Source organism: Streptomyces sp. PA03-1a, from assembly GCF_033792805.1.
Taxonomy (GTDB): Bacteria; Actinomycetota; Actinomycetes; order Streptomycetales; family Streptomycetaceae; genus Actinacidiphila.
Genome location: NZ_JARAVO010000105.1, coordinates 18,358 through 30,592, shown reverse-complemented (window position 1 = coordinate 30,592; position 12,235 = coordinate 18,358). Strand labels below are relative to the sequence as shown.

Here is a 12,235-nt window from a genome sequence, read left to right as displayed (position 1 = left end):
CGCACGCACTCCCGGGAGCGTGGCCCCGAACCGGCCCGCCACCTCCTCCAACCGTGTTCGTGCCCGTCTCGCCCGGCTCGGCGTCCAGCGTTCCAGCCCGTACAACCCGGTCCTGGAGCCCCTGCTGCGCATAGTCCGCAGCAACGACCCCAAGGGCGACACGTCGCAGCTGCGCCAGATCGAGCGCGCCTACCAGGTCGCCGAGCGCTGGCACCGCGGCCAGAAGCGCAAGAGCGGCGACCCGTACATCACGCACCCGCTGGCGGTCACGACGATCCTGGCCGAGCTGGGCATGGACCCGGCGACGCTGATGGCCGGGCTGCTGCACGACACCGTCGAGGACACCGAGTACGGCCTGGACGCGCTGCGCCGCGACTTCGGCGACTCCGTCGCGCTGCTGGTGGACGGCGTCACCAAGCTGGACAAGGTCAAGTTCGGCGAGGCCGCGCAGGCCGAGACGGTGCGCAAGATGGTCGTCGCCATGGCGAAGGACCCGCGCGTGCTGGTCATCAAGCTCGCGGACCGCCTGCACAACATGCGCACCATGCGTTACCTCAAGCGGGAGAAGCAGGAGAAGAAGGCCCGCGAGACGCTGGAGATCTACGCCCCGCTGGCGCACCGGCTGGGCATGAACACCATCAAGTGGGAGCTGGAGGACCTCGCGTTCGCGATCCTCTACCCCAAGATGTACGACGAGATCGTCCGGCTGGTCGCCGAGCGTGCCCCCAAGCGGGACGAGTACCTGGCGGTCGTCACCGACCAGGTGCAGCAGGACCTGCGCGCCGCCCGCATCAAGGCGACCGTCACCGGTCGCCCCAAGCACTACTACAGCGTCTACCAGAAGATGATCGTGCGGGGCCGGGACTTCGCCGAGATCTACGACCTGGTGGGCATCCGCGTCCTGGTCGACACCGTCCGCGACTGCTACGCGGCGCTGGGCACCATCCACGCGCGGTGGAACCCGGTGCCGGGGCGGTTCAAGGACTACATCGCGATGCCCAAGTTCAACATGTACCAGTCGCTCCACACGACGGTCATCGGGCCCAGCGGCAAGCCGGTCGAGATCCAGATCCGCACCTTCGACATGCACCGCCGCGCCGAGTACGGCATCGCGGCGCACTGGAAGTACAAGCAGGAGGCCGTCGCCGGCGCCTCCAAGGTGCGCACCGACAGCCCGAAGTCCGCCAAGAAGGACGACGCCGTCAACGACATGGCGTGGCTGCGGCAGTTGCTCGACTGGCAGAAGGAGACGGAGGACCCGGGCGAGTTCCTGGAGTCGCTGCGCTTCGACCTGTCCCGCAACGAGGTCTTCGTCTTCACCCCCAAGGGTGATGTCATCGCGCTGCCCGCCGGCGCGACCCCCGTCGACTTCGCGTACGCAGTCCACACCGAGGTCGGCCACCGCACGATAGGGGCGCGGGTCAACGGCCGCCTGGTGCCGCTGGAGTCGACCCTCGACAACGGCGACACCGTGGAGGTCTTCACCTCCAAGGCGGCGGGCGCCGGCCCGTCCCGCGACTGGCTCGGCTTCGTCAAGTCCCCGCGCGCCCGCAACAAGATCCGCGCCTGGTTCTCCAAGGAGCGCCGCGAGGAGGCCGTCGAGCAGGGCAAGGAAGCCATCGCGCGTGCGATGCGCAAGCAGAACCTGCCGATCCAGCGGGTGCTCACCGGCGACTCGCTCGTCACGCTCGCCCACGAGATGCGCTACCCCGACATCTCCGCGCTCTACGCGGCGATCGGCGAGGGGCACATCACCGCGCAGTCCGTCGTGCACAAACTCGTCGAGGCCCTGGGCGGTGAGGAGGGCGCGACCGAGGACATCGCCGAGGTCACGACCCCGTCGCGCAGCCGCACCAAGCGCCGCTCGGCCGCCGACCCGGGTGTCATCGTCAAGGGCGAGAAGGACGTCTGGGTCAAGCTGTCCCGCTGCTGCACCCCGGTGCCGGGCGACCCGATCATCGGCTTCGTCACCCGCGGCAACGGCGTCTCCGTGCACCGGGCGGACTGCGTGAACGTCGAGTCGCTCTCGCAGCAGCCCGAGCGGATCATCGACGTCGAGTGGGCGCCGACCCAGTCCTCGGTCTTCCTGGTCGCCATCCAGGTCGAGGCGCTGGACCGGTCCCGTCTGCTGTCGGACGTCACGCGTGTCCTGTCCGACCAGCACGTCAACATCCTGTCCGCCGCCGTCCAGACCTCCCGCGACCGGGTGGCCACCTCGCGCTTCACCTTCGAGATGGGCGACCCCAAGCACCTCGGGCACGTCCTGAAGGCCGTGCGCGGCGTCGAGGGCGTCTACGACGTGTACCGGGTGACGTCGGCGCGCCAGCGCTGACACGGCGCGGAGAAGCACGCAGAAGGGCCCGCACGCCTCGCGTACGGGCCCTTCGTCCTTCGTGGTCCTGCCGATGCCCCGGTGGCTCAGCGGAGCATCAGCCGAGCCTCAGCCGCCGAACTCGTCCAGGGACTTCAGCGCCTGGTCGAGCAGCGCCTGCCGCCCGTCCAGTTCCCGCTGCAGCTTGTCGGCCTTGGAGGTGTTCCCCACCGCCCGCGCCGCCTCGATCTGCTCGCGCAGCTTGTCGACGGCCGCCTGGAGCGCCCCGGTCAGGCCCGCGGCACGCGCCCGCGCCTCGGGGTTGGTGCGGCGCCACTCGGCCTCCTCGGCCTCCTGGATGGAGCGCTCCACCGCGTGCATGCGGCCCTCGATGCGCGGCCGGGCGTCGCGCGGCACGTGGCCGATCGCCTCCCAGCGCTCGTTGATGCCGCGGAAGGCGGCGCGCGCCGCCTTCAAGTCGGTGACCGGGAGCAGCTTCTCGGCCTCGATGGCCAGCTCCTCCTTCAGCGTGAGGTTCTCGCGCTGCTCGGTGTCGCGCTCGGCGAAGACCTCGGAGCGGGCCGCGAAGAAGACGTCCTGGGCGCCGCGGAAGCGGTTCCACAGGTCCTCCTCCGCCTCGCGCTGGGCGCGGCCGGCGGCCTTCCAGTCGGTCATCAGCTCGCGGTAGCGCGCCGCCGTGGGACCCCAGTCGGTGGAGCCGGACAGCGCCTGCGCCTCCTCCACCAGCTTCTCCTTGCGCCGGCGGGCGTCCTCGCGCTGCGAGTCGAGCGCCGCGAAGTGGGCCTTGCGCCGCTTGGAGAAGACCGAACGGGCGTGGCTGAAGCGGTGCCACAGCTCGTCGTCGGTCTTGCGGTCCAGCCGGGGCAGGCCCTTCCAGATGTCGACCAGGGCGCGCAGCCGCTCACCGGCGGCCCGCCACTGCTCGCTCTGCGCCAGCTGCTCGGCCTCGGTGACCAGGTCCTCCTTGGCCGTCTTGGCCTCCTCGGAGGCCTTGGCCTTGGCGACCTTGCGCTCCTCGCGGCGCGCGTCGACCTGGTCGGTCAGCGCGTCCAGCCGCTTGGCGAGGGCTTCCAGGTCTCCCACGGCGTGGGCCTCGGTCACCGTGGCGCGCAGGTGATCGATGGCGGTCAACGCGTCCTTGGGGGACAGGTCGGTGGTCTTCACCCGGCGTTCGAGGAGGCCGATCTCGACGACGAGGCCCTCGTATTTCCGCTCGAAGTAGGCGAGCGCCTCCTCAGGGGAGCCTGCCTGCCACGAGCCGACTTCACGCTCGCCATCGGCCGTACGCACGTACACGGTCCCCGTCTCGTCGACGCGGCCCCACGGGTCGCTGCTCACAGCGCCTCCTCCACGTGATGCCCGGCCGCCGTACGGCTCGCGGGCATCGTCCACAGTTCCATTCGGCCGGGCCGTGCCCTGACCGGTCCGACGGTCCGCTCACATCCATGGTGCAGCCGTCGGAGCAGGCACCCTACACAACGCCAACATAGGCGACCGGTGCCCCGGCTGTCCGCATCCCGCACCCGCGAAATTCACCTGCGGGTGCGGGACGCGGCGGTCAGGACTTCCCGACCGTCGCCTTGTTGATCACCACGGTGGCGTTCGGGGCGCCGTCTCCGGCACCGGTCGACTCGCCCGCGGCCGCGATCTTGTCCAGCACCTTCATGCCGGCCGCGCTGATCGTCCCGAACGGGGTGTAGTTCGGCGGCAGCGGGCTGTCCTTGTAGACCAGGAAGAACTGGCTGCCGCCGGTGTGCGCCTGGCCGGTGTTGGCCATGGCGACCGTGCCTGCCGGGTACGTGCCCCCGGCGATCTCCTTCGCCTTCAGGTTCTCGTCCGGGATGGTGTAGCCGGGGCCGCCGCTGCCCTGGGCCGTCGGATCGCCGCACTGCAGCACGTAGATGCCGCTGGTGGTGAGCCGGTGGCACTTCGTGTGGTCGAAGTAGCCCTTGCCGGCCAGGAACGCGAAGGAGTTGACCGTGTGCGGGGCGTTCTTCGCGTCGAGGTCCAGCGCGATGTCGCCACAGGTCGTCTGCAGCGCGAAGGTGTACTTCGCCGCGGTGTCGACGGTGACCGCGGGCTCCTTCTTCCACTGCTCCGTGCCGGGGCTGCCCGCGGCGGGCTTGGCGCACGGGTCGGGCGCCTTGCTCGTCTCCGCGGGGGTGGGGGAGGCGCCCGCGGCGGCGGCGTCGTCCTTCTTGGGGTCCGAACCGAAGGCGCCGGCCGCCCAGGCCGTGGCGCCCGCCGCCAGGACCACGGCGAGCACGGCGGCGACCACCGCGTTGCGCCGTACGGTCTTCCGGTGGGCCTGCACACGGCGGTCGTGCTGCCGCTCGAACTTCTCCCGGGCGAGCTGGCGCCGCCGCTGATCCTTGGTGACCACTGAGCCGTCTCCCGATGCGTTCTGCTCGTCGCGTCCGAATGTGACAAACGTTCGCCGCCGATCTTCGCGCCCGGCGCGCCCCCCAGTCCAGCGACGTTACTGGTTCGCGATGGCCGCGTCGGCGCCGGTAGGCTCGTGGGACCGCCGTCGTGCGGTACGACCTGCCGAGAACGACTGCCGACAGAAGGACGAACGTGCTCATTGCCGGGTTCCCCGCCGGGGCCTGGGGCACCAACTGCTACGTGGTCGCCCCCGCCGCCGGTGAGGAGTGCGTGATCATCGACCCGGGCCACGAAGCGGCCCAGGGCGTCGAGGACACGCTCGCCAAACACCGTCTCAAGCCCGTCGCCGTCATCCTCACCCACGGCCATCTCGACCACACGGCCTCGGTCGTCCCGGTCTGCGGGGCCCATGGCGTCCCGGCCTGGATCCACCCCCGGGACCGCTACATGCTGAACGACCCGGAGAAGGCCCTCGGCCGCTCGATCGGCGCGCAGCTGCTCGGCGAACTGACCATCGGCGAGCCCGACGACCTGAAGGAGCTCACCGACGGCAGCACGCTGGAGCTCGCCGGTCTCGAGCTGTCCGTGGCGCACGCGCCCGGCCATACCGAGGGGTCGGTGACCTTCAGGCTCCCCGAGACCGCCGAGATCCCCTCGGTGTTCTTCTCGGGCGACCTGCTGTTCGCCGGCTCCGTCGGCCGCACCGATCTGCCCGGCGGTTCCATGGACGAGCTGTTCGTGTCGCTGGCCCGTGTGTGCCTGCCGCTCGACGACTCGACCGTGGTGCTGTCCGGCCACGGACCCCAGACGACCATCGGCCGTGAGCGCGCCACCAACCCGTACCTGGCGGAGGTGGCCCGCGGCCTCGGAGGGGACGACCACCCCGCCCCTCCGCGACGAGGAATGTGACGAGAGACCTCCTGTGAGCACCTTCCAGGCCCCCAAGGGCACCTATGACCTCCTGCCGCCCGATTCCGCCGTGTTCCTGGCGGTCCGCGAGGCGCTGGCCGCGCCGCTGCGGCGGTCCGGCTACGGCTACGTCGAGACCCCCGGATTCGAGCAGGTCGAGCTCTTCTCCCGCGGCGTCGGCGAGTCCACCGACATCGTGACCAAGGAGATGTACACCCTCACCACCAAGGGCGGCACGAACCTCGCGCTGCGCCCCGAGGGCACCGCCTCCGTGCTGCGCGCCGCGCTGGAGGCCAACCTGCACAAGGCCGGCAACCTGCCGGTCAAGCTCTGGTACTCCGGCTCGTACTACCGCTACGAGCGGCCGCAGGCCGGGCGTTACCGCCACTTCTCCCAGGTCGGCGCCGAGGCGATCGGCGCCGAGGACCCGGCGCTGGACGCCGAGTTGATCATCCTGGCCGTGGACGCCTACCGCTCGCTGGGGCTGCGTGACTTCCGCCTGCTGCTCAACTCGCTGGGCGACCGCGAGTGCCGTCCGGTCTACCGGGCCGCCCTCCAGGACTTCCTGCGCGGCCTCGACCTCGACGAGGACACCCGGCGCCGGATCGAGATCAACCCGCTGCGCGTCCTGGACGACAAGCGCGACAGCGTGCAGAAGCAGCTCGTCGGGGCCCCGATGATGCGCGACCACCTGTGCGAGGCCTGCAAGGCCTACCACGAGCAGGTGCGCGAGCTGCTGACGGCCGCGGGCGTGGCCTACGAGGACGACCCGAAGCTGGTGCGCGGTCTGGACTACTACACCCGCACCACCTTCGAGTTCGTGCACGACGGCCTCGGCTCGCAGTCCGCGGTCGGCGGCGGCGGCCGCTACGACGGCCTGTCCGAGATGATCGGCGGCCCCGCGCTGCCGTCGGTGGGCTGGGCGCTGGGCGTGGACCGTACGGTGCTGGCCCTGGAGGCCGAGGGCATCGAGCTCGAACTGCCCGCTGCCACGCAGGTGTTCGCCGTGCCGATGGGCGAGGAGGCGCGCCGGGTGCTGTTCGCGGTGGTCACCGAGCTGCGCCGGGCGGGCGTCGCCACGGACTTCGCCTTCGGCGGCAAGGGGCTGAAGAACGCGATGAAATCAGCCAACCGTTCGGGAGCGCGCCTGGCGATCGTCGCCGGCGAGCGCGACCTCGCCGAGGGCGTCGTGCAGGTGAAGGACCTGGAGAGCGGCGAGCAGAGCGCGGTGCCGCTCGACGGCGTCGTCGCGGCCGTGCGCGAGCGGCTCGTCTGACCGTCCGGCGGTCACGCGGCCGGCCGGTGTCCCCACCGGCTGGCCGCGCCGTGCGCGCGCACCGGCCGTCGGCCACCGGCCTCCCGGCCGCGGGTCACTCCGGCCGTCCCCGCTCGATCCACCGGGCGATCCGCTCCGGCCGCATCGGCCGCCCGAAGTACCAGCCCTGGCCCCAGTCGCAGCCCAGTGAGCGCAGCCGCCGGGCGTGCTGGGAACTCTCCACGCCCTCGGCGGTGACCGTGAGGCCGAGCGCGTGCGCCAGCGACACCAGGCCGCCGACGATCCGCCAGCCCACCGGGTCGTCCGTTCCGGCGCGGTGGGGGTCGGTGACGAACGCGCCGGCGATCTTCAGCCCGGACACCGGAAGATCCCTCAGGTAGGCGAGGTTCGACCAGCCGGTGCCGAAGTCGTCGACGGCCAGTGAGACCCCGGCGTCGGCGATCGCCTGCAGGGCGCGCAGCGACTCGTCCTCGGGCCCGATCACGGCGCTCTCGGTGATCTCCAGCTCCAGGCGCCCGGGTTCGAGCCCGGTGCTCTCCAGGATCGACGTGACGTCGTGCACCAGGCCGGGGTTGCGGATCTGACGGACCGCCAGGTTGACGTTGATCTGCGGGGCCGCCTCCCCGTAGCGCCGCACCCAGGCGGCCGCCTGCCCGACCGCCCGCTCCAGGATCCACCGGCCCAGCGGCATGATCAGCCCGGTCTCCTCCGCCGTCCCCACGAACTCGTCCGGCCCCAGCACCCCGAACTGCGGGTGACGCCACCGCACCAGCGCCTCCACCGCCGCCAGGGAGCCGTCGGCGAGCGAGCACAGCGGCTGGTAGTCGATGAAGAACTCCCCGCGGTCCAGCGCCACCGGCAGCCGTACGGAGATGGCGTACCGGCTCACGGCGCGCGCGTTGTGCCGGGGGTCGAAGAGAGTCCAGCGGCCGCGGCCGGCCTCCTTGGAGCGGTACAGCGTCAGATCCGCCGCCCGTACCGCCGCCCCCGGGGTCGTGGCGGCGATCCGCTGCGCCAGCACCCCGACGCTCGCGCCGATCGTCAACTGCTGGCCGCCCACGAGGAAGGGCCGCGCGAGCGTGGTCAGGACGAGCTTGGCGACCGCCACCGCCTCCTGGTCGCCGCGGCACTCCTCCAGCAGCACCACGAACTCGTCCCCGCCCAGCCGGGCGACCAGGTGCCCCAGCGGGGCGAGCGCGGCGTCCAGCCGCTCGGCCACGGCCGTCAGCAACTGGTCCCCGGTCCCGTGACCGAGGCTGTCGTTGACGACCTTGAAGCCGTCGAGGTCGACGTAGCACAGGCCGAAGCGGGCGCCGGGCTGCGGCTGCTCGAAGAGGCCCTCCAGCCGCTCGAAGAACGCCGTGCGGTTGGGCAGCCCGGTCAGCGGGTCGTGGGTGGCCTGGTGACGCAGCCGCTCCTGCAGCCGGTAGCGGTCGGTGATGTCCTCGACCATCGCCACCTGGTAGCGGGGCTCGCCGTGTTCGTCGCGGATCAGCGAGACGGTCAGGTGGGTCCACACCACCTCGCCGTCGCGCCGGTAGTACGGCTTGTCGCACTGGAACCGCTCGCGGCGGCCGTTGACCAGGTCGTCGTACGCCTCCCACACCCCCGGGGCATCCTCGGGGTGCACCAGCTCCGTGACCCGGCGGCCCCGCAGGTCCTCCGGGCGGGCCCCGAGCAGATCCCGGAGCGCCTGGTTGAACTGCACGATCGTGCCGTCCACGTCCGCGATGCCGATGCCGATGGCGGCGTGTTCGAACAGGGCGCGGAACCGGGCCTCCGAGGCGTGCCGGGCCCGCTCGGCGTCCTCACGGGCACGGAAGGCCGCGCGCTGGATCGCCTCCTGCTCGCGAAGCGTCCGCTCGCGCAGCGCCGCCGCCCAGCCGGAGGCGAAGGCGCCGGCCACCACCGGCACCCGGTCGGGAGCAGCCGGCTGGATCTGCAGCAGCGCCACGGCGGCCGCCAGGATCTCCGGGTCGGTGAAGTGGGCCTCCACCAGCAGCATGCCGGCCTGTTCCGCTTGCGCGGTGTCGCACGTGGGGTCGCCCAGCGCCCGCCCGAGCAGCTCCGCGGTCGTTGCCGCCACCCGGTGCAGGGTCAACGGGGGCAGGGCGAGCCCCGGGCCGGAACGCAGCAGGTGCGACCAGGCGTCCGCGAAGTCCGGGGCGGGTCCCGCGACGGGCGACGGCGACTGGCTCACGGCCGCCTCCCCACGCCGGCCAGGCCCGACATCCACTCCGGATGCGGCCCCACCGACTCGGGGCCCTCCGGGCGCCACTCGGGCAGCCACACCAGGCCCGGCGGCAGGAGGTCCCAGCCGTCGAAGAACGCCGTCACGTCCTTCCTGGTCCGCATGACCAGCGGCGTCGTGGTGCGCCGCGCGTACAGCTCCGCCAGCGAGTCCGCCTGCTCGGGGCGGCTGTCCCGGGAGGCGTGGGTGAGTACCAGATGGCTGCCGGGCGGTACCGCGTCGCGCAGCGCGCCCACGATCTTGGGGGGGTCCTCGGCGTCGGTGACGAAGTGGAGCATCGCCACCAGCAGCACCGCCACCGGTTCCCCGGGTGCCAGCAGGGCGGTGACCTCGGGCCGGGAGAGCAGGTCGCCGGTGTCGGTCATGTCGGCCATCACCATGGCGCTCAGCGGGTCGTCCTGGAGCAGCAGGCGGCTGTGGGCCACCGCGATCGGGTCCAGATCGACGTACACCACGTGTGCTTCCGGGCGGACGGCCCGCGCGACCTCGTGCACGGCGCCGAAGGTCGGGATCCCGGAGCCGATGTCCAGGAAGCGGGTGATGCCCAGGCCGGCGAGGTGCTGGACCGCGCGGCGCAGGAAGGCGCGGTTGGCACGCATGATCACCGGCAGGTCGGGCCACAGCGCCATGGCCTGCCGCGCCATGTCGCGGTCGGCCTCGAAGTTGTGGGATCCGCCCAGGTAGTAGTCGTAGACCCGGGCGGCGTTCGGCGTCTCGACGTCCGTCCCTGCGGGCACCCACTCGGGTCGACGCATGGGGCACCTCTCCCCGTCGAAGTGGATCCTCGGATCTCCGGGTCCTCTGAGAATCCTATATGTCTTATGTATGCGCATTTTTGGAGGGTGCGGTCCATCGCGCCTGCGCGGCGGCCGATAACACGGCGCGACGGCTGCCACACGAAGAGCAGCAGAATTCCGCCCTCCCGCCCGGCCGTTGTCGCTCGCGCGGGTGACACGGCACCATGGGACCCGGCACTTCCGGCAGGTTCGACGCGTTGGGCAGTGCGGCACATCCCCGACCCACGGAAACGGCGACATGGTGACTACGGTGGTTGACACGGCTCGCACCGACGGCGGGAGCCAGGAGTCCACGGACGGGCTCGTCGGCGCGGGCAGGGCCTTCACCTGGCTGCTCGTGGTCTGCGGTGCGCTCGGCCTGCTCGCCTCGTGGGTCATCACGATCGACAAGTTCAAGCTGCTGGAGGACCCGAACTTCGTCCCCGGCTGCAGCCTGAACCCGATCATCTCCTGCGGCAACATCATGAAGAGCGAGCAGGCGCACGCCTTCGGCTTCCCCAACCCGATGATCGGCATGGTCGCCTACCCGGTCGTCATCGCCCTCGCCGTGGGAATGCTCGCCGGCGCGCGCTACCGTCGCTGGTTCTGGCTCGGACTGCAGGCCGGGACGCTCTTCGGCGTCGGCTTCGTCACATGGCTGCAGTACCAGTCGCTGTACAGCATCGGCTCGCTGTGCCTGTGGTGCTCGCTGGCGTGGGTCGTCACCATCGCGCTGTTCTGGTACACCCTCGTCCACAACCTCAAGCACGAGATCATCCCGGCGCCCGCCCGTGTCCGGGACCTGGTGCTGGAATTCCACTGGGTCGTCCCCGTCCTCTGGTACGGCGTGATCGCGGTGGCGATCCTGACCCGCTGGTGGACGTACTGGAGCACCCTGATCTGACGGCGGGGCCGCGGTGTCGGTGCCGTGACATAGGCTTCCTTGCCGTGGAGCCCGACCTGTTCACCGCCGCCGCAGAGGAACGCCAGTCGAGGGAGCCCGGAGGCAGCCCCCTGGCCGTACGGATGCGCCCGCGCACCCTCGACGAGGTCGTGGGGCAGGGCCATCTGCTCAGGCCCGGGTCGCCGCTGCGGCGCCTGGTCGGCGAGGGCGGCGGCGGACCGGCGGGACCGTCCTCGGTGATCCTGTGGGGTCCGCCGGGCATCGGCAAGACGACCCTCGCCTACGTCGTCAGCCACGCCACCAACAAGCGCTTCGTCGAGCTGTCGGCGATCACCGCGGGCGTCAAGGAGGTCCGCGCGGTCATCGAGAGCGCCAAGCGCGAGTCCGGCGGTTACGGCCGCGACACCGTGCTCTTCCTGGACGAGATCCACCGGTTCAGCAAGGCCCAGCAGGACTCCCTGCTCCCCGCCGTCGAGAACCGCTGGGTCACCCTGATCGCCGCCACCACCGAGAACCCGTACTTCTCGATCATCTCCCCGCTGCTGTCCCGGTCCCTGCTGCTCACCCTGGAGCCCCTGACCGACGACGACCTGCGCGGCCTGCTGCGGCGGGCGCTCGCCGACGAGCGCGGGCTCAAGGGCGCGGTCACGCTGCCCGAGGACACCGAGGAGCACCTGCTGCGGATCGCCGGCGGGGACGCCCGCCGGGCGCTGACCGCCCTGGAGGCCGGCGCGGGCGCGGCCCTGGCGAAGGGCGAGCCGGAGATCTCCCTGAGCACCCTCGAGGAGACCGTCGACCGCGCCGCCGTGAAGTACGACCGCGACGGCGACCAGCACTACGACGTGGCCAGCGCCCTGATCAAGTCCATCCGCGGCTCGGACGTGGACGCCGCCCTGCACTACCTGGCCCGCATGATCGAGGCGGGGGAGGACCCGCGGTTCATCGCCCGCCGGCTGATGATCTCCGCGAGCGAGGACATCGGCCTGGCCGACCCGACCGCGCTGCCCACGGCGGTCGCCGCGGCCCAGGCGGTGGCGATGATCGGCTTCCCGGAGGCCGCGCTGACCCTCAGCCACGCCACGATCGCGCTCGCCCTGGCCCCCAAGTCCAACGCGGCGACGACGGCCATCGGGGCCGCGCTCGCCGACGTACGCGCGGGCAAGGCGGGGCCGGTCCCCGCGCACCTGCGCGACAGCCACTACAAGGGCGCCGCGAAACTCGGGCACGGCCAGGGCTACCAGTACCCGCACGATCTGCCCGGTGCCATCGCCGCCCAGCAGTACGCGCCGGACGAGATCCACGGCCGGCGCTACTACGAGCCGACGCGCTACGGCGCCGAGGCCCGCTACGCCGACGTCCTGGAACGGGTCAGGGAGCGGCTGGCGGGGGAGTAGCGCCACGC

Annotated in this window: 9 protein-coding genes; 5 read left to right on the top strand and 4 right to left on the bottom strand. The window is 71.7% G+C overall.

The window, feature by feature from the left end:
* Window positions 1-19: 19 nt before the first annotated feature.
* Entirely contained in the window at window positions 20-2,332 is a 2,313-nt protein-coding gene (locus tag PV341_RS23515) for a RelA/SpoT family protein (protein ID WP_500358912.1), read from the top strand.
* A gap of 108 nt (window positions 2,333-2,440) precedes the next feature.
* Here PV341_RS23515 and PV341_RS23510 read toward each other — a convergent pair whose 3' ends face one another.
* Together PV341_RS23510 and PV341_RS23505 are read right to left on the bottom strand one after the other, a co-directional pair.
* Entirely contained in the window at window positions 2,441-3,670 is a 1,230-nt protein-coding gene (locus tag PV341_RS23510) for a DUF349 domain-containing protein (RefSeq protein ID WP_500324434.1), read from the bottom strand.
* A 220-nt stretch (window positions 3,671-3,890) separates the two neighbouring features.
* Window positions 3,891-4,715, bottom strand: coding sequence for a peptidylprolyl isomerase (locus PV341_RS23505; protein ID WP_500324433.1), 825 nt, complete (start codon window positions 4,713-4,715; stop codon window positions 3,891-3,893).
* A gap of 194 nt (window positions 4,716-4,909) precedes the next feature.
* Between PV341_RS23505 and PV341_RS23500 the strand changes: the two genes are divergently transcribed.
* The gene (locus PV341_RS23500; protein ID WP_500324432.1) at window positions 4,910-5,626 is read left to right on the top strand and encodes an MBL fold metallo-hydrolase; all 717 of its coding nucleotides are present in this window, start codon (window positions 4,910-4,912) and stop codon (window positions 5,624-5,626) included.
* Between the two features lie 13 nt (window positions 5,627-5,639).
* On the top strand, window positions 5,640-6,902 hold the full coding sequence (hisS, locus tag PV341_RS23495) for a histidine--tRNA ligase (RefSeq protein ID WP_500324431.1): 1,263 nt from the start codon (window positions 5,640-5,642) through the stop codon (window positions 6,900-6,902).
* Between the two features lie 94 nt (window positions 6,903-6,996).
* Here the strand turns inward: hisS and PV341_RS23490 are convergent, their stop codons facing one another.
* Both PV341_RS23490 and PV341_RS23485 read right to left on the bottom strand, forming a co-directional pair.
* Window positions 6,997-9,102, bottom strand: coding sequence for a putative bifunctional diguanylate cyclase/phosphodiesterase (locus PV341_RS23490; RefSeq protein WP_500358910.1), 2,106 nt, complete (start codon window positions 9,100-9,102; stop codon window positions 6,997-6,999).
* Complete coding sequence (locus PV341_RS23485; protein ID WP_500324429.1) at window positions 9,099-9,908, bottom strand: SAM-dependent methyltransferase; 810 nt, start codon at window positions 9,906-9,908, stop codon at window positions 9,099-9,101. The genes PV341_RS23490 and PV341_RS23485 overlap by 4 nt, the downstream gene beginning before the upstream one ends.
* 280 nt (window positions 9,909-10,188) lie before the next feature.
* Between PV341_RS23485 and PV341_RS23480 the strand changes: the two genes are divergently transcribed.
* Both PV341_RS23480 and PV341_RS23475 read left to right on the top strand, forming a co-directional pair.
* Complete coding sequence (locus tag PV341_RS23480) at window positions 10,189-10,833, top strand: vitamin K epoxide reductase family protein (protein ID WP_500324428.1); 645 nt, start codon at window positions 10,189-10,191, stop codon at window positions 10,831-10,833.
* Between the two features lie 44 nt (window positions 10,834-10,877).
* Window positions 10,878-12,227, top strand: coding sequence for a replication-associated recombination protein A (locus PV341_RS23475; protein ID WP_500324427.1), 1,350 nt, complete (start codon window positions 10,878-10,880; stop codon window positions 12,225-12,227).
* Window positions 12,228-12,235: the final 8 nt, after the last annotated feature.

Excerpts from the sequence above, each read along its gene's own strand:
- PV341_RS23485 (WP_500324429.1), bottom strand. The coding sequence starts at position 9,908 with ATGCGTCGACCCGAGTGGGTGCCCGCAGGGACGGACGTCGAGACGCCG.
- PV341_RS23480 (WP_500324428.1), top strand. The coding sequence starts at position 10,189 with ATGGTGACTACGGTGGTTGACACGGCTCGCACCGACGGCGGGAGCCAG.